This window comes from Limnothrix sp. HT2024, from assembly GCF_059138625.1.
On record NZ_CM181121.1, the window covers coordinates 2,331,380 to 2,346,953 of the forward strand.

Below are 15,574 nucleotides of genomic sequence, written 5' to 3' on the forward strand. Positions count from 1 at the left end.
CCATGACAAGCATAATCGACTCAGCGGTGACCACCACAGACGATTACACCGCCTGTGCGATCGGTAACCCCCATTAGTCCCCAACGACTTGCCACAGAACCCGCAGGCACAATGCTTGCGGCAAAGCGCGGCGATCGCTGTGGCGTAAGCGATTGTCGCTAGGGCTATTGCTAAAAATGCTACTCACCCTGCCTAGCTTGACCGTCATTTTTCGTCTTCTTCATTGAACCCATGGATATTGAAAGCCAAATTCAAATTCTGATCGACAATGCCCCCCAAGACGGTCAAACTCCCGAAATCGTTGCCGCGATCGCCCCAGCATTGATTTACTTCGCCAACCAACTGAGTCGCGAAGACTACTACATCCTACAAACCCTGAATGGCGATTGGGTGCGCGTCACCCTCGGGAACCGCCGTGAACAGGGAGTCGAGAAAAATGTAGTCTACGCCTTTCCCAGCCTGCAAGACGCAGCCCGCGGCCCCATGCCCACCAAAGATCCCAACCTGATGGCGGCCCCGTTTCCCGTCACGCACATCTTGTTTCAACTGATGGCTATGGAAACGATCGATAGCCTCGTATTTTTCGACATTCCCGGCGATGTCATGCAAGGTATTGAAGTAACCCGAGAAGCTTTTCAAGAAACCGTTCGCAACCTCTTTTCCCAAGTTCAACAGTGGCAAGAGGGCGACATGATTCCCAATCCACTGCCCAATAGCGCCACGACGATCCCTTCAGACTTTGCCTAGTAGCGTGGCCGCCCTAATTTATGGGGTCAAAGTTGCGAAGTCAGTCGTCATAACAACGGGAATCAGTCGTCATAACAACGGGAATCAGTCGCCATAACAACGGGAATCAGTCGTCATAACAACGGGAATCAGTCGTCATAACAACGGGAATCAGTTGCCATAACAACGGGAATCAGTCGTCATAACAACGGGAATCAGTCGCCATAACAACGGGAATCAGTTGCCATAACAAGGGGCTTAAGCCCCTTGCCCCTCACGATTTACTCACGGTGGAATCAGGCTTTCGGGCAATTGACAGCAGGCCCTAGCCCTAACGAAATGATTACATGGTTAGCCTTATTGCCGCATCCCCTTTGCCCCAGTGAAAAGAAAGCATTGAGGGACAAGAGGGTTATTAACTTCTATTCGAGTCTTAGAGCTAATTTATAAAGAGAAGCTAAAGCCGACTTGGCAGCTCTAAATCCGGTTTTAGGCTAGACCTACCCGAAGCATCATCCAGCTCATGAGTCGTCTCCCGGTCATTGCCAATCCTACCCGCAAAGCCTATCCCAGTGATTTGAGCGACGATGAGTGGGTGCTCCTCCAGCCGCTGCTGCCCGCTCCTAAAGGCTTTGGACATCCGATAGAAGTTGATTTCCGAGAAATCCTCAATGGCATCTTTTACGTCCAGCGGACTGGCTGCCAGTGGGAAATGCTGCCTCACGATTTACCCCCTTACAGTACGGTCTACCATTACTTCCAGAAATGGCAACGAAAAGGAATTTGGCAGCAAATGCATGACCAAATTCGAGAGCAACTGCGGAGCAAATTAGGTCGTTCAGAGCAATCTAGGGTCAGTATCGGTGATTCTCAGTCGGTGAAAACCACGGAAAAAAGGGGGTGGTCTACGGCTTCGATGGTGGCAAAAAGGTTAAGGGACGTAAACGCCACATTATCGTTGACTCGCAAGGGTTCCTAATGGGCGTGTTGGTGACTGAAGCGAATGCTTCTGAGCGATTGGGAGGGATTGTGGTGTTAGAGCTAATTTATAAAGAGAAGCTAAAGCCGACTTGGCAGCTCTAAATCCGGTTTTAGGCTAGACCTACCCGAAGCATCATCCAGCTCATGAGTCGTCTCCCGGTCATTGCCAATCCTACCCGCAAAGCCTATCCCAGTGATTTGAGCGACGATGAGTGGGTGCTCCTCCAGCCGCTGCTGCCCGCTCCTAAAGGCTTTGGACATCCGATAGAAGTTGATTTCCGAGAAATCCTCAATGGCATCTTTTACGTCCAGCGGACTGGCTGCCAGTGGGAAATGCTGCCTCACGATTTACCCCCTTACAGTACGGTCTACCATTACTTCCAGAAATGGCAACGAAAAGGAATTTGGCAGCAAATGCATGACCAAATTCGAGAGCAACTGCGGAGCAAATTAGGTCGTTCAGAGCAATCTAGGGTCAGTATCGGTGATTCTCAGTCGGTGAAAACCACGGAAAAAAGGGGGTGGTCTACGGCTTCGATGGTGGCAAAAAGGTTAAGGGACGTAAACGCCACATTATCGTTGACTCGCAAGGGTTCCTAATGGGCGTGTTGGTGACTGAAGCGAATGCTTCTGAGCGATTGGGAGGGATTGTGGTGTTAGAGGAAGTGAAGGAGAAGCTATCTCGGCTAGAGGTTATTTGGGTTGATCAGGGGTATTCCGGGAAAAAGTTTGCGGATGCTGTGAAGCATGTGTGTGGTGAGAGTGTGCGCGTGGAGGTGATCAGCCGAATCAGTAAAGGGTTTGAGACGTTGCCCAAGCGGTGGATCGTTGAGCGGACGTTTGGCTGGCTGAACCGATTTCGGCGATTGAGCAAGGACTATGAGTTGTATTCGGAGACGAGTGAAGGGATGATCTATGGCTGCTTAATGCATTTGATGGTGAGAAGATTGGCTGCTCTAGATGCTTAATAATTGATTTATAAATCAGCTCTTAGAGGAAGTGAAGGAGAAGCTATCTCGGCTAGAGGTTATTTGGGTTGATCAGGGGTATTCCGGGAAAAAGTTTGCGGATGCTGTGAAGCATGTGTGTGGTGAGAGTGTGCGCGTGGAGGTGATCAGCCGAGTCAGTAAAGGGTTTGAGACGTTGCCCAAGCGATGGATTGTCGAGCGGACGTTTGGCTGGCTGAACCGATTTCGGCGATTGAGTAAGGACTATGAGTTGTATTCGGAGACGAGTGAAGGGATGATCTATGGCTGCTTAATGCATTTGATGGTGAGAAGATTGGCTGCTCTAGATGCTTAATAATTGATTTATAAATCAGCTCTTAAAAACAACAAAAGCCACCTCGATGCTCAGCACTGGGGTGGCTTTCGTATTATTTATGGCGGCTGGTTTGCTACAGACAACAATAGCCATTGGTGACTAAAGATCGCCGTGGCAAGTAATTACTGCGGGCAACCATTGCAGAACATTACTTTGGGAAGTTGCTGCAAACCGTCATTGTGAATCATCAACGAGATTAGAAGTCAACGACCGCCCTTACGGGTGCAGAAAGGGGTTGACTCTGCTAACACTAACCCCGAAGGTTCCAATGCTCTAGGCCACTGAGGATGCAGCGAAGGCAATTGCCAAAGTTAGCCCCAGGAATAGGACTGCGGCTCCACCCAATTGCGCGTAGCGGCGCTGTTCCCAAAGGGTGGGGTAATGCGCGTAGTACATCTTCGGCTCTTTGGCGTAGTTGTTCAGTTGGCCGGTTTCGTTAGTGGTGGTGTACATGGCACTGCTCCGAAGGGTGTGGGGGCTGTTTGTTGCCCTGTGGTTCACAGTATAGCACTTTGTAAATTTTTTTTACAAAATACTTGACGAAAATTATCTTGCTTTCTCCATTTGAAGCGGAAAGCCTTTGTAGTCATCAGTTTAGTCATCAGGTCAGCCATCATTTCACTGCTTCATCAGCACATGCGTTAATAACGATTTAGAAATCACTACAGATTGCTTGCTTTAGTCCCGATCGCGCCCGGGGGCGGAAACGCAAGGCTATACTCGTTTTTGAGCGGGGATCGTCCTTGTCTAGTTCTTCAGCCCCCGTTCATCGCTTCCTATGTCCTCCTCGATCGCCCCGTGGCCCGATCGCCCCTGCCGCTTTGCCGTCATCAGCGATTTACATGTCGCTTTGCCCCACACGGTTTGGGACCATCCGAGTCGATTTCACTTGGTGGAGGTGGCGATTCCGGCCCTGGAGCAAATCCTGGAGCGACTGGAGCTACTAAACTTAGATTTTTTGTTGTTGCCCGGTGATCTGACGCAACATGGCGAACCAGAAAATCATCAATGGCTGGTACAACGGCTGAAACAGTTGCCCTATCCGGTTTATGTGGTTCCGGGCAACCATGATTTTCCTGCCCAATCGAGTTACCCCCGCATCACGACTCTGCCGGAGTTTGTGGCGCTGTATCAGGACTTTGGCTATGGGGATTCTCCGCAGCCCTATTACATCCAAGAGCTATTGCCCGGTCTGAAACTGATTGGTCTGAATTCCAATCAACTTTCCGAGGATGGCAAAGAGATTGTCGGGGCGATCGATTCGGAGCAAATGGCCTGGCTCGATCGCACCCTTGCCCAGCTCAACCCGCAGGATCTGACCCTGGTGATGGTGCATCACAACGTGGTGGAGCATTTACCGGAACAGGCGACTCACCCCCTGGGCCGTCGTTACATGCTCCAAAATGCGATCGAATTGCGCCAAAAGCTACGATCGTCCGGGATCCAGTTAGTTTTTACGGGCCATCTCCATGTGCAGGACATTGCCGAAGCTGACGGACTCTATGACATCACCACCGGCTCCTTGGTCAGCTATCCCCACCCGTTCCGCCTGGTGACTTTGCGGCGCGATCGCGCGGGTCATCCTTGGTTGGAGGTGGAATCGGGCCGCGTGAAGTCCGTTCCCGGCTGGGAAGATTTGCCCGCCCTTTCTCGACAGTGGATGGGCGATCGAAGTCCGCCGTTTATGTTGAAAATGCTGATGTATGGCGGTTTGGGGCTGTCGCAAGATGAAGCGCTCTTGCTGGCTCCCCAGTTGCGGAATTTCTGGGCCGATGTGGCCAATGGGGACACGCTCTTTGAGTTTCAGCAATTGCCCCCGATCGTGCGGGACTACTGCCAACAATTTGGGGCGATCGGCCCCGACGGCTCGATCGCGCGCATCGACAACCATATCGCCCTGCGCCTCTAGAAACATCAAGCCCAGCCAGCCATCTTCAAGGCAACGACTCGCTCTGGCCTCATCCCCCAAAAGCAGACAAGGGGCCTACAAAAACAGACAAGAGGCCTACAAAAACAGATAAGGGGCCTACAAAAACAGACAAGGGGCCTACAAAAACAGACAAGAGGCCTACAAAAACAGATAAGGGGCCTACAAAAACAGACAAGGGGCCTACAAAAACAGACAAGAGGCCTACAAAAGCAGACAAGGGGCTTAAGCCCCTTGCCCCCGCGCGATCGTTGGCTATTCAATGCCAAATGCCGCGCCCTCAGTTTTTCCAGCACTGCAAGCCAATCGCCCCACAGCGCAAGTTATGCAGCGCCGGTTACGCCGGTTACACAGTCTCAGCCACGCCGCCGCGCCGCCGCATCTTAAACCGCAGCCACCAACGGCTCCGAAGCCGACGGCCGACGATTAATCACCTGGTCAATCAGGCCATAGTCCTGGGCTTCTCCAGCCGACATGAAGAAATCACGTTCCGTATCCTCTTCAATGCGGCTCAGGGGTTGACCCGTGTGATCCGCCAGGCAACGGTTGAGATTGGCCTTGTGATACAGAATTTCCTTAGCTTGGATTTCGATATCCGTTGCTTGGCCCTGTGCGCCGCCCAAGGGTTGGTGAATCATAATTCGAGAGTTCGGCAAGCTCATCCGTTTGCCCTTTTCACCGGCACTGAGCAAAAACGCTCCCATGCTGGCCGCCAACCCAACGCAGATGGTGCAAACACTCGGGCGGATGTGATTCATCGTGTCATAGATGCCCATGCCAGCCGTCACCGAACCCCCAGGGGAGTTGATGTACAGGTAGATATCCTGTTCGGGATCTTCCGCGTCAAGGAACAGGAGCTGCGCCACGATCGAGTTGGCCACATCCGCATCGATCGCCGTTCCCAAAAACACAATGCGCTCCCGCAGCAACCGGGAATAAATATCAAAAGCGCGTTCGCCGCGGCCAGATTGTTCGATAACAGTCGGGATCATGCGCGTCCTATGGCTTGTGAATGACCTGAAACAACCTTGATTCTAGCGAGTTGCGCCAAATACCTTCTAGGGGTCTTGATACGGGTCTCCGCCCTGAGGTCTGCTCGATCGCGATGGAGCCTAGGCGAAACAAGCTGGTCGCCCATTTCACGCTCTCGATTCCAAACAAGGGTGATCGAAGGTTAATGGGCTGATCCGCCATCCCCCCGCGATTATCGAGTCCACAGCAGCGCTAGGCCAACAGCGTCAGATCAGCAACCCAAAGCCCAGGGACAAAAAAAGGGGTGGTGTGTCAGTCACACTCACCCAATGAACCGTTGTCGTAAAAAGAGAGTTAGAGCAGGAAAAGAGAGTTAGAGCAGGGTCTGTGGAGATTGCCAGAGATGTCAGACAGAGATGGCACGCTGCGGAGACCCCAAAGGGGTGACTTTTTTGTTTCGTCCGCAAGCGCGTGAATGCAATGGAGTTTTTAGCCCTTATTGCGTTTTCAGCACTTTCATAACTTTAAGGGTATGCGAAAACCCCTAGCTGTCTGTAAAGCTAGGATGAACTTTCGCCCATTCCGTATGAACCTTTGGTAAAGAATTACCAGGCTCCAAAGACAAGGGCTGAATTGAATTGGGTTGAGTTGAATTGGGCTGAGAGGTTAACCAAGCATTTCCACTGGTTAAACAACTGCTCACCCAGCGTTTACCCCATCTGTTTTTATCCCTGTCTGACTGTCTGGCTATCTGCTGTTTGCGGTCTGCTTTTTTCGTGACTGGCTTGTCTTCAGCCGGCTTGACACGCTAAAGCAGCATTGATCGTTTCCCGCCACTTGGTTCGCCCGTGGAGATGATCCAACCTTGGGAAGATCGGGGCTAACCAGGCGGGGGGATGCCAGTATTTTGCCGGTTGAACTCTAATTTGGAAAGGGCGGGGGTCAGTTTTTTGATCGCCACAGGGCGATCGCCCGGGTCACCCCCAGCCCGCTCCTTTCGCTGAACTAATTCATTGAGTCGCTCGCCAACGATTCGTGAACTATTCGCTGATGGCTCCCACCGCTCCCGAGTAGATGGCTCCGCGCGGCGCATCCAAGGTCACGATCGCCCCGTCACGAATGGCATCGGTGGCCCCGTCCACACCGACAATCACGGGAATGCCTAAGCGCTGGGCGATCGTGGCGGCATGGCCCGTCAGGCTGCCATCTTCCGTGATCACACCACCGGCACGGCGAATCGCTTCAATGCAATCAACGCTGGTAGCAGGAGCCACGAGGATTTCGCCCGCTTCCAAGGAGTTGGCATCCATCAGGTTTTTCACCACCCGGGCCCGACCGCTAACGGAGCTTTGGCCAATGCCACGGCCACGGCCCAACACGGAGGTCACCACTTCTACTTTGATCAAGTCTGTGGAACCGGAGATGCCTTGCAACGTACCGGCGGTCATCACCACCAAATCCCCTTCGCGCAGAACGTACTGTTCTTGGGCCAGCCCGATCGCCGCTTGCAGGGTTTGGGTGGGTGACGGCAAATCCAACACCATCAGCGGCCGCACACCCCACACCAATTGCAGTTGACGGGCAATGTTGACATGGGGCGTGACGGCCAAAATGGGCGTACTAGGACGGAATTTGGAAACGTTGCGGGCGGTGGCTCCGGACTTGGTGAGGGTCACGATCGCCGCTGCGTCCAACTGGGCCGCAATGTCCCCAACGGCCTTGGAAATCGCATTCGGGATTGATCGCCCAGCACTTTCCAAATCGAACTGGAATTTTTCCTGTTCAATCCGCACGGCAATCCGAGCCATGGTGGCCACGGCTTCCACGGGATATTGACCCACAGCGGTTTCGTTGGACAGCATCACCGCATCAGTACCGTCCAAGATGGCATTCGCCACGTCGGAGATTTCCGCACGGGTGGGCCGTGGGTTGCTGACCATGCTGTCGAGCATCTGGGTTGCCGTGATGATCGGGATTCCCAGGCGATTAGCCGTGCGAATCAGGCGCTTTTGCAGAACGGGCACGTCTTCGGCGGGCAGTTCCACCCCCAGATCACCCCGCGCCACCATCACGCCGTTACACAGCGAAAGGATGGCCTCCATCTGCTCGATCGCCTCGTGCTTTTCGATTTTGGCGATCACGGGCACGTTTTTGCCCCGACTGGCAATCATCTCGCGGATTTCCAGCACGTCTTGGGGATTGCGCACAAAGCTCAACGCCACCCAATCGACCCCTTGATCGAGGCCGAACATCAAATCTTCTTTATCCTTGTCGGTCAAAGCCTTGATCGACAGGTAAACCCCGGGGAAGTTCACGCCCTTGTTGTTCGAGAGGCGGCCGCCAACAATGGTGCGGCAGTGGAGATCGCCCTTGGCTCGATCGACCCGTTCCACCACCATTTCCACGCGCCCGTCATCGAGCAAAATCGTGGCATTTTCAGGCACTTCTTCCGCCAGCAAATCGTAAGTGACGGAGCTTGCGTCCTGATTACCCACCACTTCCCGGCTGGTGAGCACGAAGGGATCGCCCTTTTGCAACACGATCGACCCTTCAGCAAATTTGCCCAGCCGAATTTTCGGCCCCTGAAGGTCTTGCAGAATCGCCACTGGCTGATTTAGCTCAAAGGAGATTTGCCGAATCAGCTTGATGTTGGACTGATGATCGGCATGGCTGCCATGGGAAAAGTTGAGGCGAAGCGTCGTGGCACCGGCTTCAATGAGCGATCGCAACACATCGGGCGTGTTAGTGGCGGGGCCAATGGTGGCGACGATTTTGGTGCGGCGCAAGGGCTGTGGCGAGTCCATGAATGTCTCGAAACGTTGCGGGTACTACGATACCATCGATGGAGTCCTCTCTCTGCTATGGGCCATGCGATCGACCTGGGACTGCTTGCTAGAGAACGTGGGTGAGTGGTATGGATCTTTTGCCACGGCGGATGACCAAGGACAACTCCTCAGCGATCGTCCCAGCATCACCAGCATTACCCCCCTCGAAGGCGGCAAAACCATTCATCAGCGGGTGCGCCAATTTGCCCCCACAACCGATGGACAATTTCCTGAAATCGAAACCGCTGCCCCTGTTCAAGATTTAGAACTCACCTACAGCAGCCTGGGGCGAGGATTCTTAGCCCTCGAAACCGGCGCATTTTCCCAAGGCTCCATGCAATTGGGGCCCTTTTCCGAATTTGGGGCCGAGTTGGGATTGGTGGCTCGGCCCTTGCGGGTAAGGGTGGTGATCCGCTACGACAAGGCAGCGCAGTTAATGCCCCTTTCCCTGATTCGGGAAACCCTGGATCCTATGCCGACCTTGCCGCCGGGCCAACCGCTCACCCCTGAAGCGCTGTTAACCGCGCTGCCGGGGGTTTGGCAAGGGCAGTGGGTGACGGTCTATCCAGATTTTCAGCCGGCTCAAACAGGCATGTCGCACCTGGAAGTTCGGCGATCGGGCGATCGGCTGGTGCAAACGCTCAAGTTCGGAAATCAGGCGATCGGCTCTGACGCGGCGATTGTGGGAAATCGGCTGGAGTTCCGCGCAGGCAACAGCACGGTGCTCTTGCTGCCCAACGGAATTTCTGCCACCTTTCCCACGCAACTCAACTATCGACAGCCGCTCTTTTTGGAGGCCGGTTGGTTAATCAACCCCAATCTGCGCCAGCGGCTGATCCGCAGCTACGATGCTCAGGGAGCCTGGGCTAGCCTAACCCTGGTCACTGAACAGCGCGTTGCTTAGGTTGTCCCAACAACTCTGGCCTAGTGGCGAGGCGCGATCGGGAGCCAAATCCTGGGGGATAAGGTGCTGATCTAGGGCACTGGAGCGGGGCTAGATTGGGCGGGCCGCTGGGCGGGCCCCTGAGTTCGTTTCAACTCTTCTCGCAAAATTTGACGATAGGCACTGGGCAGCAAGCGGGTCATGCGGTTGGTTTCAATGCCATAGCCCAAGCTCGTCCAAGTCCCAGACAGACGGCGCAACACTCGATCGAGCTGGCCCTGGCGCAAGGCCTGGCGCAAATCAACCCCCCAAGCAGCCCGATCGTTCAGCCAACGATAAACCACCCAATCTTGATAAACCGGCTCAAAACTGTAGCGGCCCAAGACCCCCCAACTGTGGCGATCGGGGTGATAGGCCTTCGCCTTTTCAAACCAGGTGCGATCGAGCATTTGATAGCGACCCGCCGCCGTGGAGCAATTGCCCATATTGGGCCCCAGCAAAATCGTCACGCATTCCTGGGGATGCTGGCTCAGGTTCCGAACCCGTCGGCCGCCATAAAGCATCGCGTAAGGATCGCGACCATTGGCCTCGCTCACCGAAATGGTCCGCATCAAGGCCCGCAGATAAGGGTCTCCGCCCCGCATGGCCAGAGGCGGAATGGCCACGCCTTCGCTCAGCTTCAAGGCTGGGCCCAAATAATTTGCCCCCGATGGCGACAACTCCGACAGGTTCAAGCCCAACCACAGCAGGGTAATGGCACTGCCCGCCGCGATCGCCCCATTGACCAAAGATCCCCAAAAGGTCGTCGATCCCTCCGCTGGTGCGGGTGCTGGCAACTTTGGTGGCAACTCGGTAGGCGAACTGTTGGCGTGGTCAAGCATGGGCCAAAAGCCGGATAGAGCACCGGAGGCAAGGGGGCAAAATTGGGCGATCGGGAAACTGAGCCTGAATCGACGAACGGTCTAGTTTTAATCGATACCTGAGTCCACCGCTCCCCTCAGGCACATTCTAAAGCCCGATCTTCCAGCAAGCTGAGGGGAATCACCCCACAACACCCTTGTCCGCCTTAGCCTCAGCCATGCAGGAATTGGCACACTGTGGCTAGGTAAGTTTCCGGATCCTCCAGCATTGGAAAATGCCCCGTGGCCGTCAGCTCGCGGTAGGTAATGCGAGGGTTGAGTGCAGCGGCCTGCTGTCCCAAACGCGGCGGAATGATTTGATCAAACTGTCCCGCCACCAACAGGGTAGGCACAGGCAAGGCCGCAAAGGTAGCGGGCATCTCTTCCACGGCTCGCAGACTAACGGAGGTGAAAATCGTGCCCAGAGCCGCCGCGCGATCGGCCTGAGTGAAGTCCTCCAGGAAAGCACGCTGCTCCGAGATCGGGATGGAGCGATGCAAAAACCGCGCCATGAACAGTTGTGGCGCTAGGGGTAAGCGAGACAGCCAAGGGGGGCGGAATTGCACCACATAGCCCCCAAACCGGTAAAAGGCCGCAAAGGCCGCCGCGTCATATTCAAAAATGCCGCTACAGGTCAGGATGGCTTGCCGAATTCGATCGGGCGATTGTCGCATCAGCAACACGGCCACCGAAGCCCCCATCGAGTGGGCATTGAGATACACCGGCTCCGTGATGCCCAGGCGATCGAGCAGCGCGATCAGATCTTCCCCATAGGCCTCCAACCAGTAGTCTGGGGAATCGGCCGGAGGGTGGTTTTGGGGCAAGCGCGATCGGCCAAATCCCCGCAGGTCATAAATCAGCGCATCGAAGCGATCGCTCAGGGCCGCCGCAGTCGATCGCCAATAGCGCCCGGAACCGCCCCAGCCATGCAAAAACACCATAATGGGCCGACCGGTTGGGGTCGTTGCGCCCCCCTGTCGGATCCACTCGTAATAATGCGCTGTTCCGCGCACCTCCACATAGGCCATGGTTGCAGAGCAGCAAAGAAGGTTAATGCAAAAAGGTTAATCGATCAAAAGATCAAACCTCGATACCGAGTGCCAAGCCCCCAAACATCAGGCGCGATCGAGCCATTAGCCCAATGAGCTGAGCCAGTTCCAGTCTTGGGCAGGCTAGGCAGACTCCGGCTTCGGCAGCGACGACGGGTGCAACAACAACTCCGCAGTCGATCGATGCTCCACCATGTGCCGCGTAATCAGACAGCGGGTCAAATCCTTCCGCGACGGCACTTCATACATCACATCCAGCATCAGCTCTTCCACAATGCTGCGCAGGGCCCTGGCCCCCGTTCGCCGCCGATAGGCCTCCTGGGCGATCGCCCGCACCGCATCCGGCTCAAACGTCAACTGCACATTATCCATCCGCAGCAGCTTTTGATATTGCTTCACCAGCGCATTACGCGGCTGCGTCAGGATCGCGATCAGGGCCTCCTCATCCAACGGCTCCACCACCGCCAGCACCGGCACCCGCCCAATAAACTCCGGAATCATTCCGAACTTTACCAGATCTTCCGGTTCCAGGTGGCGCAAAGTATCCGCCGTGCGTTGCTCCCGGGACTGGGTTTCGCCCGCTCGCACAAAGCCCATCGACTTCTTGCCCGTGCGCTGCTCCACCACCTTTTCCAAACCAACGAACGCCCCACCGCAAATAAACAAAATATTGCTGGTGTCGATCTGGATGCAGTCTTGGTAAGGATGCTTACGGCCCCCCTGAGGCGGCACATTCGCCACCGTCCCTTCCAACATCTTCAGCAGGGCCTGTTGCACCCCCTCCCCGGACACATCGCGCGTGATGGAGGGGTTTTCGCTCTTGCGGGCCACCTTATCAATTTCGTCGATGTAGATGATGCCGCGCTGGGCCTCCTCCACGTCAAAATCCGCCACCTGCAACAGACGCAGCAGAATATTTTCCACATCTTCCCCAACGTAGCCCGCCTCCGTCAGGGTTGTGGCATCGGCCACCGCAAAGGGCACGTCCAAAATTTTGGCTAAGGTCTGAGCCAGCAGCGTCTTGCCACACCCCGTGGGGCCCATCAGCAAAATGTTGGACTTTTGGAGTTCCACCCCATCATCCAAAGCAGGCGCACTAGGATTACCGGGAGCTATTGCGGATCCCTGACCATTTTCGGCTTCCTGCAAGCAAGCTAACCGTTTGTAGTGGTTATAAACCGCCACTGACAAGACTTTTTTGGCTTCGTCTTGGCCAATAACGTGGTCATCAAGGTATTTCTTGATTTCCCGGGGCTTCAAGACCCGATGGGGCGTGGTGCGGGGAGTGCGGGTGCGAGTCCGCTCAGCCGGTTCAGGACGAGGCGGCGCTTGGGTTGCTGTGCCGCCATTGAAGAGTTCTTCGTCCAAAATTTCATTGCACAGATCTACGCACTCATCGCAGATATAGACTCCCGGCCCAGCAATAAGCTTGCGGACTTGCTCTTGGGACTTGCCACAAAACGAACACTTGAGATGGGAGTCAAATTTCGACATACAGGTTGCCCCTCGAAGTCGCGCACTCGTTACCGCATTTGCCCATAGCATTGGCTCATGGCAAAGGGGTGCTGCGCTGGTAGTGAATCAAGATCTGGCTGATGGCAGATTTGCAAAGTCCCTGGTTCCACCCGTGAACCGGTGGAACCCTTGACAGAACCTGAGTTCCGCCTCAGGGGCGATCGCACGAACATTTCCGCTGGCCAAACGCTGGCTTTGGGCGCGTGGTCACCCTAGTGGTCACAATGCGAGAGCAAACATCTAACCAGAGGATACCTTTTTCCATTATGCCTCAAGCACTCCGCAAGCCGTTGAAAACCTGGCAAAGGCACGCCGAACGATCGCACTGCCATGAGGTTTTCAGGATCCCGATCGCCCCCACCCAGAAAAGCAAGCAAAACAAAAGAGCAAGTGCATGGGTAACACTTACTCTTTTGAAAATGGCTTCATTTGGATTAGGCCGGCTCCCGCAAACGGGTTCAACCAACCACTGTTTCTAAAAGTTGCCCTTGAACAAGCTGGGCTAATTGATCAAAAATCACCGCCCAGCTTGATTGGCCACTACACCGTTATTTCAACGCGGCAGTGGGGTTGCAACTTAGAACTTGAAGACAGTCCGCAACACGCCCAACACAGCGGTGTCGTTGTCGTTGTTGTTGTTGGGGTCGGTCACCACAATCACACCAGGGGTGATCGAGATGTTGTCGTTAACCGCAAACTTGTACAGGGCTTCGATGTGCCAGGAATTGTCATCATCTTCGCCGCCGACGGTGTTGTCAGCGTTGTACAGGTTGGGCTGTTGACCCACAACCAGAGCGCCCACGCTGCCTTCCTTGAACAGGTCGGGGAACGCGAAGGTCAAAGCCCAGTTGAACAGGTCAGCGTTGCCATCGCCGTTATCTTCAGCGTTAGCAAACGTCCAGCCGGCCCAGCCGCTCAGCACGAAGTTCTTGCTCAGCTTCGCGGTGGTTTGCACGCCCACGTTGTGAGCGGTGGTGGGGTCGCGGAAGGGGTTGTCGCCCAGGAAGCTGCCGGTACCACCGGTCAAGCTCGGACGGGTGCGAGCATCGGTGCTGTGGTAAGCGTAGGCATACAGCAGACCGATATCCCAAGTCTTGCTGGGGGAGTAGTACAAGCTCGCAGCAGCGCTGTAGCTACCGTCGAACAAACCAGCACCGGTTTGGGGATCGTTGGCTTCGCTGGCCAGGTAGCTGGCGGCAAAGCGGAAACGTTCACCCTTGTAGTTCACACCGATACCAGCGCCTTGGGGCTGACGGAACAAGGGGTTGTAGCGACCGAAGCGCGACAGAGCGCCATCAGCCGAGGATTCCAACAGGGGGTTGGCGGTGTAGTGGATATCGTCGATGTCCAGACCGGTCGTACCCACGAAAGCGCGCCAGGTGTTGGCGCTGTTCAGGGGGAAGCGGTAGTACAACTCATCCAGGATGAAGTTGTTGCTGGTGTTCGATTCCCAAGCCAAACGAGCCATGTTGGTCTCGCTGCTGTAGTAACGAGGCACGTTACCCACTTGCAGACGGGTGCGGAGCAAGTCCTTACCCGTGAAGCTGGTGTTGAAGTTCAAGCGCACGCGGTGCGAGAAGGTGGCGTTGTCCGCTTCGTCGTTGTCGTCATCACCGACCACGTCCGACAGGCCAGCGGCCACGGCCATCACCACTTCACCGGTCAGCTTGGTGGTGGTGGAGAATTGGTTAGCTTCCAGCTCAGAGGTGCGGGCTTCGAGGGCATCCACACGACCGCGCAGGGCAGCCAATTCAGCGGCGAATTCTTCTTGCAGCTTTTGCAGCTTGCGCAGATCTTCCTTGGTGGCCAAGGGATCGGTAGCTGCCTTGATCAGGTCGTTGATCCGATCGAGGCAAGCGTTCAAACCGGCGGCAAACTCGTAGCGGCTCAGGGGGCGGTTGCCCTTGAAGGTGCCATCCGGATAACCGGCGATGCAACCATAGCGCTCAACCAGCGATTGCAGCGCTTGGAAAGCCCAATCAGTGGGTTGCACGTCGGACAGTTGCGACACGGAGGTCACTTGGTCCATGCTGGCGAGATCGTCTTGCAGACCAAGCTCGATCGCCGAAGGGCTAGCGTCAATATTGGTTTGGGTCGTTGCTTCGCCGGCAAAAGCGCCTTGAGCGAGCAACAGCGAGAGGCCAGCAGCAGCCGGGCTCAGGCGCAGTGCATTCCAGAACAGTTTCATTCGCGTTTCCTCACACCGATACCAGTGAAAGTGTTACTGAGTCAGTACACTTCCTGTGGCGATTATAGATCGAACCGACAAGAGGCGAAACCGAGTCTTGGAAAAGATTCTCGAAAATTACGGTTAAGGAGGGTCTGAAACCCCTGATTTCATCAGCGATCGGGAAGATCAGGAAGATTAGATCAGGTTCGATCAAATTTGATGGCATTGGGGTGGTGCTGGGGTGGCGTTGAGAGGGGAAGACTCGCGAAACTAGCAAGCGGGCTGTCAGTCTTCGCGGCGAATG

The 15,574-nt window shown here is 55.1% G+C and carries 11 protein-coding genes and 2 pseudogenes; 6 read left to right on the forward strand and 7 right to left on the reverse strand.

Annotated elements, in window-relative coordinates; all coding sequences use genetic code 11:
- Window positions 1–231: 231 nt before the first annotated feature.
- The 4 genes and pseudogenes from AC2IAX_RS09260 to AC2IAX_RS09275 all read left to right on the forward strand — a co-directional run.
- Complete coding sequence (locus AC2IAX_RS09260) at window positions 232–747, forward strand: hypothetical protein (protein WP_494387265.1); 516 nt, start codon at window positions 232–234, stop codon at window positions 745–747.
- A gap of 502 nt (window positions 748–1,249) precedes the next feature.
- A pseudogene (locus tag AC2IAX_RS09265) lies at window positions 1,250–1,746 on the forward strand (IS5 family transposase); the annotation flags it as partial.
- A 105-nt stretch (window positions 1,747–1,851) separates the two neighbouring features.
- A protein-coding gene (locus AC2IAX_RS09270; protein ID WP_494387266.1) for an IS5 family transposase occupies window positions 1,852–2,675 on the forward strand; the annotation gives its coding sequence in 2 pieces (ribosomal slippage) (window positions 1,852–2,230 and window positions 2,230–2,675; 825 coding nt in all).
- 43 nt (window positions 2,676–2,718) lie between these two features.
- Window positions 2,719–3,009 (forward strand): annotated as a pseudogene (locus AC2IAX_RS09275) (transposase); the annotation flags it as partial.
- 294 nt (window positions 3,010–3,303) lie between these two features.
- On the opposite strand, the gene psb34 reads toward AC2IAX_RS09275, so the two are convergent.
- Window positions 3,304–3,483: a photosystem II assembly protein Psb34 gene (gene psb34, locus AC2IAX_RS09280; RefSeq protein ID WP_494387267.1), complete on the reverse strand. Its 180-nt coding sequence runs from the start codon at window positions 3,481–3,483 to the stop codon at window positions 3,304–3,306.
- 325 nt (window positions 3,484–3,808) lie between these two features.
- Between psb34 and AC2IAX_RS09285 the strand changes: the two genes are divergently transcribed.
- Window positions 3,809–4,939 (forward strand): metallophosphoesterase family protein, encoded by a 1,131-nt coding sequence (locus tag AC2IAX_RS09285; RefSeq protein WP_494387268.1) that lies wholly within the window; start codon window positions 3,809–3,811, stop codon window positions 4,937–4,939.
- 401 nt (window positions 4,940–5,340) lie between these two features.
- On the opposite strand, the gene clpP is transcribed toward AC2IAX_RS09285, so the two are convergent.
- A complete protein-coding gene (clpP, locus tag AC2IAX_RS09290) occupies window positions 5,341–5,949 on the reverse strand; it encodes an ATP-dependent Clp endopeptidase proteolytic subunit ClpP (RefSeq protein ID WP_099531589.1) in 609 nt (202 codons plus the stop codon).
- A 1,020-nt stretch (window positions 5,950–6,969) separates the two neighbouring features.
- The gene (gene pyk, locus AC2IAX_RS09295; RefSeq protein WP_494387269.1) at window positions 6,970–8,733 is read right to left on the reverse strand and encodes a pyruvate kinase; all 1,764 of its coding nucleotides are present in this window, start codon (window positions 8,731–8,733) and stop codon (window positions 6,970–6,972) included.
- Here pyk and AC2IAX_RS09300 point away from each other — a divergent pair.
- A complete protein-coding gene (locus AC2IAX_RS09300; RefSeq protein ID WP_494387270.1) occupies window positions 8,687–9,658 on the forward strand; it encodes a DUF3598 family protein in 972 nt (323 codons plus the stop codon). The genes pyk and AC2IAX_RS09300 overlap by 47 nt on opposite strands.
- A gap of 71 nt (window positions 9,659–9,729) precedes the next feature.
- On the opposite strand, the gene AC2IAX_RS09305 is transcribed toward AC2IAX_RS09300, so the two are convergent.
- The 4 genes from AC2IAX_RS09305 to AC2IAX_RS09320 all read right to left on the reverse strand — a co-directional run bounded on the left by AC2IAX_RS09305 (window position 9,730) and on the right by AC2IAX_RS09320 (window position 15,288).
- Window positions 9,730–10,518, reverse strand: a complete 789-nt coding sequence (locus tag AC2IAX_RS09305) for a glycoside hydrolase (protein ID WP_494387271.1) — start codon at window positions 10,516–10,518, stop codon at window positions 9,730–9,732.
- A gap of 191 nt (window positions 10,519–10,709) precedes the next feature.
- Window positions 10,710–11,564 carry an alpha/beta fold hydrolase gene (locus tag AC2IAX_RS09310; RefSeq protein WP_494387272.1) on the reverse strand — a complete coding sequence of 285 codons (855 nt, stop codon included), beginning with the start codon at window positions 11,562–11,564 and terminating at the stop codon, window positions 10,710–10,712.
- Window positions 11,565–11,708: 144 nt separating this feature from the next.
- A complete protein-coding gene (gene clpX, locus AC2IAX_RS09315; protein WP_494387273.1) occupies window positions 11,709–13,079 on the reverse strand; it encodes an ATP-dependent protease ATP-binding subunit ClpX in 1,371 nt (456 codons plus the stop codon).
- Window positions 13,080–13,677: 598 nt separating this feature from the next.
- Complete coding sequence (locus tag AC2IAX_RS09320; protein ID WP_494387274.1) at window positions 13,678–15,288, reverse strand: iron uptake porin; 1,611 nt, start codon at window positions 15,286–15,288, stop codon at window positions 13,678–13,680.
- Window positions 15,289–15,574 lie beyond the last annotated feature (286 nt).